Here is a 16,718-nt window from a genome sequence, read left to right on the forward strand (position 1 = left end):
ATGATTATAAAATTTTTACCCGATAAGTTTTTATGCTTTCTTATCTTGGCTATTGCTATTGCAAGTATAGTACCTATTTCTGGAGCGCTGGAAGTATGGTTTTCTGTAGCAACAAAACTCATGGTAGGATTGCTATTTTTCTTACACGGAGCTAAGTTATCACGGCAAGCTGTAATATCCAGCACGTTACACTGGCGTTTGCATATAATGGTTTTTGCGACAACTTTTATTATATTTCCATTTATAGGTTTCTGCATCGGACTCGCGGTGCCAGTTTTAAAAGAATCTCCTCTTTACACGGGTTTTCTCTATCTTTGTATTCTTCCTTCCACAATACAATCGTCAATCGCCTTCACGGCTATTGCTGGTGGTAATATCCCAGCTGCTATCATATCGGCTTCGCTTTCTAATATTTTAGGACTCGTTATCACACCTTTGTGGGCTTTTATCCTTTTTGATACTCCTCAAGGTGTTAGCATTCTATCGGTAGCTGCAATAGAATCTATCCTTTTTCAACTTTTTTTGCCCTTTTTATTAGGGCAAGTCATGCAAAGGTGGATTGGTAACTTTATCCAAAAGCATAGGCCATGGACGACGGCAGTTGATCGGATATCAATAATAATGGTGGTTTATCTAGCATTTTGCCAAGCAATGAATGAAGGTCTCTGGCGACAAATCAGCTGGCATGAAGTTATCATGATTATCTTTATCGACATTGGTCTTCTTGCTTTTATCTTAACATTTACTTGGTATGGTGCAAAGTTTTTGCACTTTAGACGAACAGATCGTATTACTATAACTTTTTGTGGATCAAAAAAAAGTCTTGCTGCTGGCGCGCCTATGGCTAATGCTTTATTTGCGAGTATGCCGGGTTCAATTGGTACCATTATCCTACCATTGATGCTGTTTCACCAAATCCAACTTATAGCGTGTAGCATCATTGCTCGTGCTTTATCTAATAAAGGTACACCACATGCAAGATGAGGAAAAGTCCCTCGAAAGACTTTATATGCTTGGCCTAAGTTATGAAAAGGCTGGCAATTTTGAGCGCGCCGCACAAATCTACCGTGAAGCACTTTTAATTGATCCAGAAGATCATGGCGGTTTGGTCATCCGATTGGCCGCGATGGGGAAGGGGGATACCCCAGAAGGGGCCTCCCTCGCTTATGTTACAACACTTTTTAACCAACATGCAGAAATGTTCGATTATATCCTCGTCGATCAGCTGGATTATGCGGTTCCTGAAAAACTACGCAAAGCTATCTTGGATCTTCTGGCTAATAAATCAGAAAAAAAAGAGGGTTTTTGCTTTTCCCGTCTTTTGGATCTTGGTTGTGGTACAGGGCTTGCTGCTGCTGCTTTTGACGATTTGGCGCTTCATAAAACGGGTGTTGATATGGCTGAAAATATGGTGGAGATTGCCTATGAAAAGGGCGATTATGATCAAGTTTTTGTAGGAGAAGCCTGTCAATTTTTAGAAAAAAATCATGATACATGGGATCTGATTTTGTCTACCGATGTTTTGCCTTATATGGGTGCATTAGACAAGTTTTTTAATCTCATCGTTCAGCGTTTAGCACCCGATGGTTTTTTTGGTTTTTCTTCGGAAATAGGTCCTGACGCGCATTTTGCTCATCCTACCTATAAGGTAGGCCCTCAGCAACGCTTTGCGCATAGTGAGGCCTATATTAGAGAATGCCTTGAAAAGCATAAATTGCGTTGTTTGCGTGTAGAAAATACCACAATTCGACTAGAAGAAGGAGGAGCAGTCCTTGGGCAGCTCTTTATCTCACAAAAAAATCTGAACTAGAAAAAGTTCCATAATATATCTTATGCAACTTTGATGTGTTGTAACTATAATTGACTAGAAGCGGTAAATTACTATTCCTTTTAATAAAAAATATGTCATAATGAAAAAAAGTAAAAATGAATATCTAGGAGGATACTATGCAAAACACCACTCAAAAATTTGCCAACCCTGGCCCTTTAGGCCTGTCGGCCTTTGGTTTAACTACGGTTTTGCTCAACGTTCATAACTCAGGTTTTTTCCCTCTTTCAACGGTAATTATATCGATGGGAATTTTTTATGGGGGGATTGCTCAGGTTATTGCTGGAATCATGGCTTTTCGACAAGGAAAAACCTTTCCTGCTACAGCCTTTACGTCTTTTGGTTTCTTTTGGATCGGCCTTGTGGCTATTTGGCTTTTACCAACTATTGGTGGGGTTCAAGCAGCTTCAGGAGACTTTCTCGCTGTTTACTTAGGCATGTGGGGTATTTTTGCTTTTTGCATGACATGCGCTTTAAAAGGGGCTCCTTTCATGCTGAAAGTGGTCTTTGTTTCCCTAGATCTTTTGTTTTTATTCCTGGTTTTGGGGTTAACTGTAAACGCATCTTTTATTCCAATTGCTGGCTATGTAGGACTTTTTTGCGGGGCTAGCGCTCTTTATACAGGCATGGCCGAATTAGTAAATGAGCAACACGGACGCACCGTCTGGCCCATATAATTCCTGCTATTTGCGCTAGGATATTTATCCTAGGGATGTGCTGAACTCTTGTTGTTTAGCACATCCTTTTTATTTATCTTTAAAATTACCTTTAAAGCGCTGCGGTGAAAAATAGACCGTCATAAGCTGGTAACACATTGGCAGGCGTAGCTTTACGCACGCTCTCATAATCCAAAGCTATATGCATGTGGGTAAGAATAGCCCGCTTGGGAGCGAGGCGTTTGATCCAATTCAGAGCATCATCTAAAGAAAAATGACTGGGGTGCGAGTTATATTGTAAAGCGCTTATAACTAGAACATCTAGCCCCATAAGATAGGGTAAAGTCTCTTCGGGAAACGCATTAACGTCGGTGCAATAGGCTATATTCCCAGTTCGAAAACCCAATGATTGAATATTGCCATGGATCTGCCGATAAGGCATCAGGGGGATAGCGCCCCCCTCTCCTTCAATAGAAAATGGCTCATAAGCTTGAATCTCATGGGCTTTCAATATCGGTGGATAAGGTGAACCTTTAGGGGTTTGAAAACAATATCCAAAGGCATCATTGAGACGATGTATTGTAAAGGAATCACCATAAACATTCATCATTTGTTTTTGTGTTAAGGCATAACTACGCAAATCATCAATTCCATGGATATGGTCTGCGTGGGGGTGGGTGTAAACCGCCGCATCCAGATGAGTAGCTTTGGCTTTTAGCATTTGCACGCGGAAATCAGGACCTGTATCAATGACTAAACGGGTAACCTTCTCTTCTGCTCCCTCCCCTATGATGCGCTCTATCAGAAAAGACGAACGTAAGCGGTGGTTCTTTGGGTTGTCAGGATCACACGCGCCCCAATCACCATTCGGACGTGGCACGCCCGGTGAAGAGCCGCACCCTAGAATGGTGAAGCGATAATACCCGCCCATGCTTACTCCATTTTTTTAAAAATTCGTTTTGCGTTTTCGGTTGTTATATTCGTAATATTTTCAATACTATGTTGTAAGTGATTGGCTAAAAAAACTGCTGTATCTGCTACAAAAGCAGGCTCATTTGTCTTTCCACGATGGGGAACAGGTGCAAGATAAGGAGAATCAGTTTCTAGTAGAATTTGTGTAAGAGGCGTCAATTGAGCGGCTTCGCGGACATTGCTTGCATTTTTAAAGGTAAGGATTCCTGAAAAAGAAAGATACCCTCCTAGTTTAATAGCAACGGTTGCTAGTTCTAAACCAGAAGCAAAGCTATGTAAAATAAAGGGGAAAGCTCCTTCTTGCGTTTCTTGACGCAAAATTTGAGCCATATCAGCATCGGCATTACGGCTATGAATAATAAGAGGAAGTTGCGTTTCTCTTGCGGCGCGAATATGCTCAATGAAACTTATCTTTTGTTCGCTAGGGTTTACATCATCATAATAATAGTCAAGCCCTGTTTCACCAAAACCAATAACCTTAGGATGCTGTGCCAATTCTATAAGATCGGCTGCCCGTGCCGGCCTATCCTCGTACACGTGGTTGGGGTGAGTTCCAATCGTACAAAAAACTTCATCATAAGCCTCAACAATTGCTAAAAGACGGGCGTGATGCACCTGATGGGTGGATATAGTAATCATGCGCCCTACCCCCGCCGTTTTAGCTCGTGCAATTATTGCAGGCAAATCGGTTGCAAGTTCTGGTAAGTCTAGATGACAATGGGTGTCAATTAGCATGGGCATTATCTTTTTGAACATTTAATCGAGGAAAAATTCCTCGTGGCTCTGGCAATAACACTCCTGCTTGCAGAGGTGAGTCAATGATATTTTTAATTAAACGTGCATCTTTTTCAACCCCAAGAAGGGTTAATAATGCATCAGCAGAATCAGGGATAAAAGGCCGCAGTAGGATAGCTATACGCCGCAAAACTTCCAAAGTAATGTATAAAACTGTATCAAAGCGCGCAGGGTCATTTTTTTTCAAAGTCCAAGGTGCTTGCCCAGCAAAATAACGATTGACGTCCGCAATCATTTTGAAAATCGCCGTCAAAGCGGAATGAAATGCTTGAGACGACATCATGTTTCGTACTTCATCAATTAAAGCAATGCTTTGCGCCAAAAGTGCTTCTTCATCTGATGTTAGGGCAGCTGGGGCGGGCACGCGATTTTCACGATCTTTTGCAATCATTGATAAAGATCGCTGGGCAAGATTACCCAAATCATTTGCAAGATCAGCATTGCTACGGTTGATTATCGCCTCATGGCTATAGCTACCGTCTTGTCCAAAAGGGATCTCCCGTAAAAGGAAATAACGTACTTGATCAAGCCCATACTCATCAATTAAAGCAAAAGGATCAACAATATTCCCAACAGATTTTGACATTTTTTCCCCACGGCTTAATAAAAAGCCATGAGCAAAAACGCGTTGTGGCAAAGCCAAGCCTGCTGACATAAGAAAAGCTGGCCAATAAATCGCATGAAAACGGATGATATCCTTACCGATAATGTGGGCAGAGGCAGGCCAAAACCCACCTTTTTCACCTTCAAGGTCAGGAAAACCTAGAGCGGTAAGATAATTAGTAAGCGCATCTACCCATACATACATTACATGGTTAGGGTCATTTGGAACTGGCACCCCCCAGTGAAATGTTGTTCTAGAGATCGATAAATCTTTCAGCCCCGATTTCACAAAGCTGATGATCTCATTCTTACGCTCTTTAGGGCCTAAAAATTCCGGGTTTTGAGCATAATAAGCAAGAAGCTTATCTTGATAAGCCGACAAGCGAAAAAAATAGCTTTCCTCTTCATTCCACTCTACTGGGGAGCCAACCTCCTTTTCGCGGCGAATGCCGTCTTCTCCGATAAAAGTATCAGATTCATCATAATAAGCTTCTTGGCGCACGGAATACCAACCCTTATAACGGCCAAGATAGATATCCCCGCTTGCAGACATACGTTGCCATAGAGCTTGGCAAGCTTTTTGATGACGAGGTTGGGTAGTTCGGATAAAGTCATTCTGAGAACAATTGAATTTTTCTAACAGCTCCACAAAAATAGTACTGTTTTTATCGGCCAATGCCTGTGGCGTAACGCCTTCTTTTTCAGCAGCCTGTTGCATTTTTAAGCCGTGTTCGTCAGTTCCCGAAAGGAAAAAAACCGAGTGCCCTTCGGCCCTTTGGAACCGTGCTAATACATCACAAGCAATCGCCGTGTAAGCATGGCCAATATGCGGTTTACCATTGGTATAATAAATGGGGGTTGTCACATAATATTTTTCAGTCATTACAATCCATTTTACTGCCTGTTTTAGCCTAGCGTTACCGCCTATCATGGCTTATTCATAGCTTTTAGTATTATGCTTGTCACGTAAAAAACACTTTGCGGAACTGGTAGTAGCCATCAACTAAGATTTCAAACTTTGTGTCATAAGATATAACCGCTGCAACAGACTTATCACCGCTTGTTTTTTATCTAAATTAAATGCCTCTGTTAGGCTCCATTCATTTTGTTGTTTTTGCCATAAATGGGCATAAGCCAAAGCTTGAGCCTTGTCGCCTATGTCGGCAGCATAAAAGGCACGTTCTGCGGTCATTGCCCCTATGTAATCACAAAATTCTAAAAATTGGCCGCCATTTTCGCGCCCGGCTAATACTTGAGCCAATTGTTGAGCTTTTTCAACATTAAATGGAACTTCTGCCAATAGATCATCAACAGTACGGATAATTTCCATTCCTCCATAGCAGAGTAGCAAAGCCGCCTTTCGAGCGCTACCTTGCGCTTTTTCAATGAGTGGAACAAGGCTTTCCCTTTGCTCTATAAGCGGCGGAGCTACCACCAATCGTAATACCTTTTCTATTTCTTCATGACCCAAAGGTTGAAAAACTATACGCTGACAACGTGAATGAATAGTGGATAAAAGGCGCCCCGCTATATGGGAAATTAGAATGAATAAAGTTTTTTTTGGTGGTTCTTCTAAAGTTTTGAGAAGGGCATTAGCAGCATTGCGATTCATATCATCTGCAGAATCAATTAAAATCACACGCCAACTGCCGTCCCGCGTAGTTTGATTTAAGAATTTTCCTATCTCACGGATATCTTCTACCGCGATACCAGCTTTGAATCTTTCTGTGCGGGCATCAAAACGCCGTGTGATATATAGAAAGCTAGGGTGTGATGATTGTGCCATTTGCCGCCATTGCCAGCTTGTTTGATCCGGTGCAATCAGCGCACATTTCTGCTCGGTTAAAATATTCCAAGCAATATGAAATGCTAAAGTTGCCTTGCCAATACCTCTCGGACCTTCGAATAACAAAGCATGATGTAGACGCCCCCCTTTTCTCTGGTGATTGAAAAAATCAACGATTTTTCTATGCCCGATCAATATAGGGTTTTCAGCCGGCTTCATAACGCCGTCAATATCATCATAGCAAGACATAGCATCAATTTTTTGCACAGGATTTCGCTTCTTGTTTGATCATGGCTTCATCGCAACTTTGGGCAATTAATGCGGCGATTTCGAGAGGGGTTATACCCCCATCAATAATACGAAAACGTTTGGTTTCTTTTTTGGCTAGGCATAAAAAAGCCTGCCGGCGTGCTTCGTGTAAACTAAGAGCCTCTTTCTCAAAACGATCAGCATTTTCTTGCCCACGGCGCAAAATTGCTCTCTCTATGGCGATTGAGACAGGGCAATCGAGCAAAAATGTTATATTTGGCATAGTTTCGCTGACCACTAATGCTAAAAGCGCTTCAAGCCAAGCTTGAGAGATTTGAGGATTCAAGCCCTGATAAACACGTGTTGAGTCAATGAAGCGATCACAAATCACTACAGAACCATTTTTAAGCGCTGGTCGGATCACCTCTTCTAGGTGAGCAAGGCGAGCTGCGGCAATAAGGTAGGCTTCAATCTGCGGACCTATTGCTTCAGTCTTACCTGAAAGCAAAAAATGGCGAATTGCTTCGCTACCTTTTGTTCCGCCGGGCTCACGTGTTTCTACAACTTCGTACCCTTTAGCCCGTAAATGTTTAGCCAATAGCCTACTTTGGGTGGTTTTCCCATTTCCCTCTCCTCCTTCAAATGTAATAAAATAGCCTGCCACGTTTCACCTTTATTTTAGCATTGTCTTTACACTGTAAATCGTGGAACTGCCTGTTTACAAGCTTTAATGTTAGGCGATCAGGCTATATTTGCGGAAGGATAAACTCAAAAGACTCGTTTTACTCCCTGTAGCCGTATTTTATATTTTAACCTTAATTATAAATATCCAGACAAAATCATACTCTATAATAAGAAAGAAAATGGTATGATAGTACCTAAAATTTTTAAACCTTAATAAGTGTGGGATAATAGTAATGATTTATTGGTGAGCGCGCAGGGATTCGAACCCTGGACCTACTGATTAAAAGTCAGTTGCTCTACCAGCTGAGCTACGCGCTCTCACCAATTTTTCCTGTAGAAGGTGGGTGATACATACGTGCATGAAAGCCTTTGGTCAACACTTTTTTGAGTAAAATTTTAAAAATTTTATTTTTTATTACCGAGCTTACCGTACCTTTTGAAAGGAGGTTGTAGAGAATTTTTTCCTTGGAAATAGTAGGTAGCACACAAAAATACAAGCAAAACGCTAATTAAGCCTTTGTGCTAGAGAGATACTAGCGATGAGCAGCAATAGTGCGAGCTTTTTTATCTTCGAGGCGCAGTTCTTTGGCAAAACTATCTAAAAGCGCATTGACCATTCTGGGCTCTTCGGCGGAGAAAAATGCTTTTGCAATATCTACATATTCATTGACAATCACTGCCACCGGTACATCTTTGCGGCTTTTAAGCTCCCACAAGCCTGCGCGCAAAATAGCGCGCAAGGTGGAATCGAGCCTTGACAAAGGCCATTCTTCTGGTAGCCTTTGTCGAATCATAGGGTCTAAGCGTTTTTGCTCTCCCACGACTCCTGCAAGAATAGCTCGGAACCATTGTGGGTCAGCCTCTAGATATTGTTCGCCATCAATATCGCGCCCTAAGTGATGTGTTTCATATTGAGCAGTTGTTTCCATTAAGCCAGTTCCTGCAATGTCCATTTGATAAAGTGCCTGAACCGCAGCAAGGCGCGCCGCGCCACGCTTATTGGCAACACGGAAAGAGCGTTTTGGTTTTTCTTTCATGATTATCTCCATTACGCTAACTTGCGTTTTGCCCTATCGCATCTCGAAGTAACACCATATGCAGTGCTGCTTTCGCTGCAAAACCACCTTTGTTTTGCTCGTCTGATTTTGCTCGTGCCCAAGCTTGTTTTTCATTTTCTACAGTTAAAATACCATTACCAATGGCCAAGCCTTCATTCACCGTTAGATCCATAATAGCGCGACATGATTCATTGGCAACAATATCAAAATGATAGGTCTCTCCGCGGATAATACAGCCCAACGCCACATAGCCATCATAAGGCATAGGTGAGCGATGCGCTATCATAATAGCTGCAGGAATTTCTAAAGCTCCTGGTACACTAATTATATCATAGGTCGCCTCACCTTTCAGTGTGTCAAGTGCTCCTGCCAAAAGGCTATCGGCTAAATCCGTGTAAAACCGAGCTTCAGCGATTAATAAGTGCGGCTTGTTCGTGGTATTATCAGCCATAAGGGGATTCCTTTATCGCAGTATTATTATACTAGGTGCGCTAACCATAAAATTTTTAGCAGAAAACAAGCAACCAGCATTTCTATATTCTGCCCATCCTGCTTTGCTCTAACCTATTTCACGAAAAAGTCTAGACTGTTTGCGTTCCTACTAGTCTAATTTTCGGTAGTTTTTCGCTACTAAATCCTTAAAAAATAGGCAAAGAAAGAGAGTGTGCTATGGCTTTGCTTCATCAAGACGTGCGACATAGCGAGCTAGCTGATCTACCTCTAGATTAACGTATTCACCTATAGAGGTTACGTTCCAAGTGGTTACATCTAAAGTATGGCGAATGATTAAAATATCAAAAGTTTCACCTTTCACTTGATTAACTGTCAATGATGTCCCATTTAGAGCCACGGAGCCTTTTGGCGCGATAAATTTAGCAAGCGGGGGGGGCGCTTTAAAGAAAAACCGCTTTGCTGCGCCTTCCTCATCTATGTCAATAATTTGCGCACGCCCATCCACATGCCCTGAAACAAGGTGCCCCCCCATTTCATCACCTAGCTTTAAAGAACGCTCAAGGTTGATCGCTTGTCCAGTATGCCACGTGCTAATAGTTGTTAGTTGCAAAGCTTCTTTCCATGCTTCAACAATAAAATAACTACCTCCACCGTCTATCTCAAAACGTTCAATCACCGTTAAGCAAATGCCAGAACATGCGATAGAAGCACCGATATCTATTGTAGAAGCCGGATACGGGCTTTTGATTTTTAGCCATAGACCTTGCTGACGCTGTTGAATTTCTTCAATCAAACCAATAGCGGTTATGATGCCCGTAAACATAATTCTGCCTCCATTCACGCCAACAATCTTGACCTAAGTAGCGCGTGGTGATTTCCTGATAGGCCTCAGTATAGGCTGGAAAATCAGGAGCTGCAATAAGCGCACCTTTGAGTTTTTTTGGTGTATTAATCAAAACTAAACGATCGACTAAACCCGCTTGTAAAAAATGCTGGGCTGTTGTTGCCCCTCCTTCTAATAGAACCCTATAGATTTTCTGCGTATAAAGTAGGCTTAAAATTTGGGCAGGGCTGAGAGAAAGTGTATTACCCTCAAGAGCAAAGATTTTTACCCCATATCCGCGCAATAATTGCGCTTTTCGAGCGTTATAATAGGGTTGAGCGCAAAAAATCCAACTCGGCACTTTATGTGCTGTTTGGACAAGTTGCGTTTCAGCCGGCAACCGTAAGCGCGGATCCAAGATTACGCGGGTGGGCGAGCGGTTCCCTAAACCTGCTAGACGGCATGTCAATTGCGGATCATCAGCAATAGCGGTTTCTACGCCTATCATAATAGCGTTGCTTTGGGACCGTAAAATATGAGTTTGCCCAGCACTCACAGCATTGCTAATATCTACTTTTCCGTGACCTACCTGCCCGATGGCTTTCTCCAACGATAAAGCCATTTTTAAAGTGAGTTCAGCGCGTTTATGATAATGCATCATAAAATAAGAGCTTAAAACCTCGTAAGCGCTTTTGGGCAAAACCCCTATCTTTACCTCAATCCCTGCTTCCTGCAATTGAGCGATGCCCCGCCCTGCAACACGTACGTCAGGATCTTTTAAAGCGACCACTACGCGTTTAACGCCCGCCTTGATTAAGGCTAAACTACAGGGAGGTGTGGCACCATAATGGGAACAAGGCTCAAGTGTGATATAAGCAGTGCTCCCATAAGCCATAGCCCCCGCCATTTTTAGTGCTTGTGATTCAGCATGGGGGCGACCGTCAATTCCTGTCACGCCATGCCCTACAATACGCCCTACTCCAGTGTTGTCATACTTTACAATTAACGCGCCAACGCTCGGGTTTTCACCCGTAAGGCCCAAATGGCGGTGGCTTAACCGTATGGCAGCTGCCATAAATTTTAAATCAAAAATACATGTCATTCATCAAAGGGAACAGGTAGCGTAAAAGCGCCATCATTTAAAGATTTGGAATGAAAAGGTTCAGATTGTGAAGATAATTCATCGATGACCTTATGGAAATCTTGTGCTGTACGAAAATTGCGATAGACTGAAGCAAATCTGATATAGGCGATAGCATCAATCTGCTTTAAGGCCTCCATAACCAATCGGCCGATAGCCTCGGAGTGTACTTCACCTTCGCTTGTATCTTCAAGGCAACGAACAATATCAGAAATGGCCTTTTCAATATGCTCTGCTTCAATATTACGTTTACGTAAGGCCACTTCCAAAGATCGCATGAGCTTTTCACGCTCAAAAGGCACACGTCGTCCATCGTTTTTTATTACCGTTAAAGCGCGTAACTGTACGCGTTCAAAGGTTGTAAAACGTCGTTCGCAAGCAACACAAATACGCCGTCGTCGAATTACCATTCCATCCTCTGTAGAACGGGAATCCTTCACTTGACTATCTTCGCTGTGACAATAGGGGCAGCGCATATTCTTTTATCCTAAATAAGAATAAAGCGGGAATTGTTCACATAAAGTTTTGACTTTTTTTCGCACCATTGCTTCTATGGCCGCGTTGCCTTCATCAGAATTAGCAGAGGACTTTAGACCGTCAAGTACTTCAGCAATTAATTGTCCTATCTGCCAAAACTCATTCGCACCAAAGCCTCGTGTAGTTGCAGCTGGACTACCTAGCCGGACACCAGAAGTAATAAAAGGCTTTTCAGGATCATAGGGGATACCGTTTTTATTACAGGTTATATGGGCACGACTTAGTGCAGCCTCTGCACGCTTGCCCGTAGCACTTTTGGGTCGCAAGTCCACGAGTAATAGATGATTATCCGTTCCGCCAGACACAATATCTAATCCGGTATCTTGCAAGCTTTTTGCCAATGCTTGAGCATTTTTAATCACATTAGCGGCATAAACCGCAAAGGACGGGCGTAAAGCTTCAGCAAAGGCCACGGCTTTAGCTGCGATCACATGCATCAACGGTCCGCCTTGTAGCCCTGGAAAAACAGCAGAATTGATCTTTTTTGCTATAGACTCATCATTGGTTAAAATGATCCCGCCGCGTGGCCCACGTAGGGATTTGTGAGTGGTAGTAGTTACTACATGTGCATGAGGAACGGGGGACGGATGCACGCCGCCAGCCACGAGACCAGCAATATGCGCCATATCTACCATCAAATAAGCACCCACTTCATCGGCGATTTGGCGAAAGGCTTTCCAATCCCAAATGCGGGAATAGGCTGTACCGCCCGCAATAATGAGCTTAGGTTTGTGTTCACGAGCCAAACGAGCAACGTTTTCCATATCTAATAAATGATCATCACGGCGCACTCCATAAGACACAACATTAAACCATTTACCTGACATATTAACGGGAGAGCCATGAGTAAGATGGCCACCTGAATTTAAATCAAGACCCATGAAAGTATCACCTGGTTGTAAAAGTGCTAAGAACACTGCTTGATTCATTTGGCTGCCAGAATTAGGCTGAACATTGACAAAGTCTGCACCAAATAATTTCTTGGCTCGTTCAATAGCTAAATTTTCTACTACATCCACAAAGGCACACCCCCCATAATAACGCTTACCAGGATAGCCTTCAGCATATTTATTGGTAAGAACAGATCCTTGCGCTTCGAGTACCGCGCGTGAAACGATATTTTCTGAAGCAATCAATTCAATTTCATGGCGTTGACGGCCTAATTCGCCGCGAATAGACTCAAAAATTTCAGGGTCAGCGCTTGGAAGGTCATCACCAAAAAAGCGCTGTTGTTCTGTGGGGGTGTGGTTATCCATGGCGAAAGTCCTAATGTTGAAAATAAGATTATATATCATAGACCGCTTCATAGGCCAATGGATTTAAGCCCATGATACATCACAAAAACTGTATAGCCTTTATCAATTGTGCTTTTTGTTATATAAAATATTCTTGATGAGAGGCAATCAGGTATAAAAAATGACACCCAAAATTTTTATTGATGGCGAACATGGTACAACGGGGCTACAGATCCAAAAACGCTTACAAAAGCGTCAAGATATTGAGCTTTTATCCATTCCTCATACTGCCCGCCATGAAGTTTCTTTGCGACAAGAGTATCTTCATTCTGCCGACATTAGCATACTCTGTTTACCCGATGAAGTTGCATCTACAACCGTTACTCTATTAGCATCCAATAATACAAGCCGCATTATCGACACTTCTACTGCCCATCGTACTACAGCAGGTTGGACTTATGGCTTACCAGAGCTAACTAAGGGACAAAAAACAGCAATTGCGTCAGCCCAAAGAGTGGCCAATCCAGGTTGCTATGCGAGTGGAGCCATAGCCTTGATCCGCCCTTTGCGTGAGGCTGGCCTCCTAAGTGACGAGTATCCAATCAATCTTCATGCCATTTCCGGCTATAGCGGCGGTGGTAAGCAAATGATTGCCCAAATGGAGAACCCACAACACTCCGATTATAACCCCACCCAGCATTTTTTCTATGGATTACAGCTTAACCATAAGCACCTTGCAGAAATCCAATATCACGGTCTATTAAGCGCTAAACCAATTTTTAGCCCTTCGGTTGGTCGTTTTGCACAAGGGATGATTGTGCACTTACCCCTACATCGTCGGCTGTTTCATATGTCCGCAAGCATTCAAGACATCCGTGCCATATTCAACCAGCATTATGTTGGGCAAAATATCATTAATCTTGCTACAGAAGAAGAAACGCTTTCTACCCAAAGACTTAACCCTGAATCATTGGCTGGAAAAGATGAAATGCGTTTATTTCTTTTTCACGATGACAAGGAAGGCCTATTCAATTTTTGCGCTGTTTTTGATAACCTTGGTAAAGGAGCGGCAGGTGCTGCAGTACAAAACCTTGACCTAATGCTCTATGGTTCATAACTTCACATAAAGTGGGAAGTCCTGATGCTTAACGATGATGGGGCTGAGAGCGAGCCTTTTGTAGCTCGCCAATGTGCGGTTGCAAAGCACAAAATGAACAAAGCAACACATTGGTGGATCAAACTCCAAAGGATTGGTGCTCTTAACAAAAGCGTAATGATTCCTAAGGTTGCTTGAATAAATAGAAATAAGGCTAATAGATGAGCGCGGCGCGCATGTGGGCTATTGGGAGATGCTTTGCGTGTTTGAAAAGCATGAAAAGATACGACAATCAAAAGTGCATAAGCAAAACACCGATGAACAAATTGCACCGTCAAAGGATTTTCAAAAAAATTGTGCCAGTAGGGCTGTATATCTAAAAGCCCTTGCGGCCAGATTTGCCCATCCATCAAAGGCCAGCTATTATATACTTTGCCCGCGTGCAGACCCGCTACCAAAGCGCCAAAATAAATTTGCACCAAAATCAAAAATACGCATAAGCCGGCAAAGCGCTGAACATAAATAGACGCAGGGGGCGCCTCATAGGCCTTGAGAGCAAAGGCTAAGGCTGTAACAAAAACCACTACTGTGCAGGCGATAACTAAATGGATAGCTAAACGATATTGGCTCACGCTCACAAGTGTACTATCGCCAAGGCCTGATACGACCATCCACCATCCGACCACTCCTTGAAGGGCGATCAAAACTGGTACCGTAAAAAGCAAAAGGAGGACACGGCGTTCTATCCTTTGTAAAAGCCAAACGCTAAGAAAACCAAACAGAGCAACAAGTCCTACTAAGCGCGCTAATAGACGATGAGTCCACTCCCACCAAAAAATTGTTTTGAATTCGCTTAATGTCATTGCATTGTTGATGAGCTTATATTGGGAAATTTTTTGGTATCTTTCGAATTCTTCTTGCCACTGTGCAAACCCAATGGGCGGAATTACTCCGTGAATAGGTTTCCATTGTGTAATAGAAAGGCCTGAACCCGTTAAACGCGTAGCTCCTCCCACTATTACAATGATCACACAGAGCAATAGAACGCTATAAAGCCATAGTCGAATGGCGCGACACCCTCTTTCTTTCTGATTTATCATCGACCTACTACCATTCATTTCTTTAGAACATCATTTAATAAAATACATTTTTTTGGATGGATCGTGCGCATGTTTTTTATCCACTCTTCTGCAGCATAATTTTTTTCTATAATAAAGATATCTAGTTTTTCAGCAAATTGTTCTAATCCATAAGTTGGTTGCTGATCAAAGATGATGATTAACCTATTATAATCCTCAAACAAAATATCTAATAGGGCGCTGATTTTATAAGCAAAAGGAGCTGCTTGTTGTGCAGAATTTAACCCTTGCTCCATAACATCAAGCTTAGCATCATAATCGCGATAGATGGCGTCAAACGGAGAGAGGTCTTGTAATAAAAGATCATTCAAACCACGCTGAAGACCTAAGGCCTTATTTTGGGTTTGGCTTTGGTTAACGAGCAAAACCTTTTGCTCATCTATCGCCCAAATCTGTCCTAACTGTTTAGCTATATCGTAAGCTTTAGCAGAAAATATCGCTATGAATCGCACCTCTCCTTTAGTAAGGTTTTGTGCAAGCTCGGTTATGTTGTGTACTTCATCTGCTTTATCGTTAGGCAAAATTCTTGGCTTTGTACGGCGCTCCACCCAAATTACAAATACCCAAATAAATGCAGCACCCAAAAATCCGCTGGCGATAAAACCTATACTTCGCAGCGGGTTTGCCTTATGGTATTGCACTGTCACGGGCCCCAATGGTACAAACTGAACAGAAGGCTTTTGCGATGCTGCCGCCGTAAGTTGCACCAGCCGTGTGCTAAAATCAGCTAGCACGGCATCAAGTTGCTTAGATGTGGCGTTAGAGAGAGCGTTGATTTTTTTGTGTAATGATCCTTCAAAGTCAGTGTTAATCTCTTGTTCTAAGCGGATTTTCGTAACAAGCGCTGCTACCTTATTATGAATTTGAGTATCAATCGCTCCTTTTTCAGCCTCCATGGCCTTGATCTGTGGGTGAGCTTTATCCAGTTGGCTTTGCATATAGGCAAGCTGGCTCTGCAAATTTTGACTGCGCTTGGTAAGTGCATCTAAATCGTTGCGTTCGGCGGGTGGTAAAAAATCGAGTAAAACTTGTATATTAATGTTTTTCTCTGTTAGCCTACGAGAAAGTGCTTCAAGATAAAGGCGTCGAATAATAACCTGTGATAATTGTTGTAGTAATGGTAATAAAGGTGCCTGTGCCTTTTCACTTTTAATGACGCTCTCTAAACTATCTCTCAGTTGTTCAGTTACGTCTTTTAGCGATAAAGCGATCTTCTTTTCTGAAAATTGCTCTGCAAAGCTCTGAGTAGCTTTTTCAATACTCTTTCTTGTTTTTTCTTTATCAAAATCTACTGCATAAAATAAAAATACATCATTATTGTTGCCTGTGTCTTTTGATAAGAAGGCAGATAAAAAAGAAGCTCCCTGCCCGCCCCTTTCTTTCACCTTAATTTCTATGTGGCGATTGGCCTTATTGAAGCGGTCAATAAATAAGTGAGCATAAGATTTTTGCTCAGAAATGGCAAGCGGCACGCCTTTATTGTCCAATAGATGAAAAGGTAAAGTCGCCACAAAGGGTTGCGGTTGCAACAAAGCAAATAGCCATAAAAGCGCAAGCCATAAAGCCATTAGCAAGATTATAACAAAGCGGTTATGCCGAATCATTTATCAACCATTTACACACATGAATCTAGCCCGTATATAGTAGGCATTAGAGTTCCTTT

Annotated in this window: 17 protein-coding genes and 1 tRNA gene; 4 read left to right on the forward strand and 14 right to left on the reverse strand. The window is 42.4% G+C overall.

Annotated elements, in window-relative coordinates:
• The first annotated feature begins 6 nt into the window (after positions 1-6).
• From ACK28X_RS01745 to ACK28X_RS01755, 3 genes are all read left to right on the forward strand, one after another.
• Positions 7-984 (forward strand): bile acid:sodium symporter family protein, encoded by a 978-nt coding sequence (locus ACK28X_RS01745; RefSeq protein WP_412058263.1) that lies wholly within the window; start codon positions 7-9, stop codon positions 982-984.
• On the forward strand, positions 974-1,810 hold the full coding sequence (locus ACK28X_RS01750; protein WP_412057975.1) for a methyltransferase domain-containing protein: 837 nt from the start codon (positions 974-976) through the stop codon (positions 1,808-1,810). The genes ACK28X_RS01745 and ACK28X_RS01750 overlap by 11 nt, the downstream gene beginning before the upstream one ends.
• Before the next feature lie 137 nt (positions 1,811-1,947).
• On the forward strand, positions 1,948-2,505 hold the full coding sequence (locus tag ACK28X_RS01755; protein ID WP_412057976.1) for an acetate uptake transporter: 558 nt from the start codon (positions 1,948-1,950) through the stop codon (positions 2,503-2,505).
• Positions 2,506-2,596: 91 nt separating this feature from the next.
• Here the strand turns inward: ACK28X_RS01755 and ACK28X_RS01760 are convergent, their stop codons facing one another.
• The 12 genes from ACK28X_RS01760 to glyA form a co-directional block, all read right to left on the reverse strand.
• Entirely contained in the window at positions 2,597-3,415 is an 819-nt protein-coding gene (locus tag ACK28X_RS01760; RefSeq protein WP_412057977.1) for an MBL fold metallo-hydrolase, read from the reverse strand.
• A gap of 2 nt (positions 3,416-3,417) precedes the next feature.
• The gene (locus ACK28X_RS01765) at positions 3,418-4,191 is read right to left on the reverse strand and encodes a TatD family hydrolase (RefSeq protein ID WP_412057978.1); all 774 of its coding nucleotides are present in this window, start codon (positions 4,189-4,191) and stop codon (positions 3,418-3,420) included.
• Positions 4,181-5,737, reverse strand: coding sequence for a methionine--tRNA ligase (metG, locus tag ACK28X_RS01770; protein ID WP_412057979.1), 1,557 nt, complete (start codon positions 5,735-5,737; stop codon positions 4,181-4,183). Before metG ends, ACK28X_RS01765 begins: the two co-directional genes overlap by 11 nt.
• 120 nt (positions 5,738-5,857) lie before the next feature.
• Entirely contained in the window at positions 5,858-6,907 is a 1,050-nt protein-coding gene (locus tag ACK28X_RS01775) for a DNA polymerase III subunit delta' (RefSeq protein ID WP_412057980.1), read from the reverse strand.
• Positions 6,894-7,553 (reverse strand): dTMP kinase, encoded by a 660-nt coding sequence (tmk, locus tag ACK28X_RS01780; protein WP_412057981.1) that lies wholly within the window; start codon positions 7,551-7,553, stop codon positions 6,894-6,896. Before tmk ends, ACK28X_RS01775 begins: the two co-directional genes overlap by 14 nt.
• 262 nt (positions 7,554-7,815) lie before the next feature.
• A tRNA-Lys gene (locus ACK28X_RS01785) sits at positions 7,816-7,891 on the reverse strand.
• Positions 7,892-8,106: 215 nt separating this feature from the next.
• Complete coding sequence (gene nusB, locus ACK28X_RS01790; RefSeq protein WP_412057982.1) at positions 8,107-8,610, reverse strand: transcription antitermination factor NusB; 504 nt, start codon at positions 8,608-8,610, stop codon at positions 8,107-8,109.
• A 16-nt stretch (positions 8,611-8,626) separates the two neighbouring features.
• A complete protein-coding gene (gene ribH / locus ACK28X_RS01795) occupies positions 8,627-9,082 on the reverse strand; it encodes a 6,7-dimethyl-8-ribityllumazine synthase (protein WP_412057983.1) in 456 nt (151 codons plus the stop codon).
• Positions 9,083-9,298: 216 nt separating this feature from the next.
• Entirely contained in the window at positions 9,299-9,907 is a 609-nt protein-coding gene (locus ACK28X_RS01800) for a riboflavin synthase (protein WP_412057984.1), read from the reverse strand.
• Positions 9,870-11,009 (reverse strand): bifunctional diaminohydroxyphosphoribosylaminopyrimidine deaminase/5-amino-6-(5-phosphoribosylamino)uracil reductase RibD, encoded by a 1,140-nt coding sequence (gene ribD, locus ACK28X_RS01805; protein ID WP_412057985.1) that lies wholly within the window; start codon positions 11,007-11,009, stop codon positions 9,870-9,872. Before ribD ends, ACK28X_RS01800 begins: the two co-directional genes overlap by 38 nt.
• Positions 11,006-11,524 (reverse strand): transcriptional regulator NrdR, encoded by a 519-nt coding sequence (gene nrdR / locus ACK28X_RS01810; RefSeq protein ID WP_412057986.1) that lies wholly within the window; start codon positions 11,522-11,524, stop codon positions 11,006-11,008. Before nrdR ends, ribD begins: the two co-directional genes overlap by 4 nt.
• Before the next feature lie 6 nt (positions 11,525-11,530).
• A complete protein-coding gene (gene glyA, locus ACK28X_RS01815; protein ID WP_412057987.1) occupies positions 11,531-12,841 on the reverse strand; it encodes a serine hydroxymethyltransferase in 1,311 nt (436 codons plus the stop codon).
• 160 nt (positions 12,842-13,001) lie between these two features.
• Here glyA and argC point away from each other — a divergent pair, with 160 nt between their 5' ends.
• Positions 13,002-13,937 carry an N-acetyl-gamma-glutamyl-phosphate reductase gene (argC, locus tag ACK28X_RS01820; protein WP_412057988.1) on the forward strand — a complete coding sequence of 312 codons (936 nt, stop codon included), beginning with the start codon at positions 13,002-13,004 and terminating at the stop codon, positions 13,935-13,937.
• 2 nt (positions 13,938-13,939) lie between these two features.
• On the opposite strand, the gene ACK28X_RS01825 is transcribed toward argC, so the two are convergent.
• Together ACK28X_RS01825 and ACK28X_RS01830 are read right to left on the reverse strand one after the other, a co-directional pair.
• Positions 13,940-15,034, reverse strand: a complete 1,095-nt coding sequence (locus tag ACK28X_RS01825; RefSeq protein WP_412057989.1) for a COX15/CtaA family protein — start codon at positions 15,032-15,034, stop codon at positions 13,940-13,942.
• Positions 15,031-16,659, reverse strand: coding sequence for a hypothetical protein (locus tag ACK28X_RS01830; RefSeq protein WP_412057990.1), 1,629 nt, complete (start codon positions 16,657-16,659; stop codon positions 15,031-15,033). The genes ACK28X_RS01825 and ACK28X_RS01830 overlap by 4 nt, the downstream gene beginning before the upstream one ends.
• Between the last annotated feature and the right edge of the window lie 59 nt (positions 16,660-16,718).

The sequence above is a fragment of the Bartonella sp. DGB2 genome, assembly GCF_046843095.1.
Lineage (GTDB): Bacteria > Pseudomonadota > Alphaproteobacteria > Rhizobiales > Rhizobiaceae > Bartonella.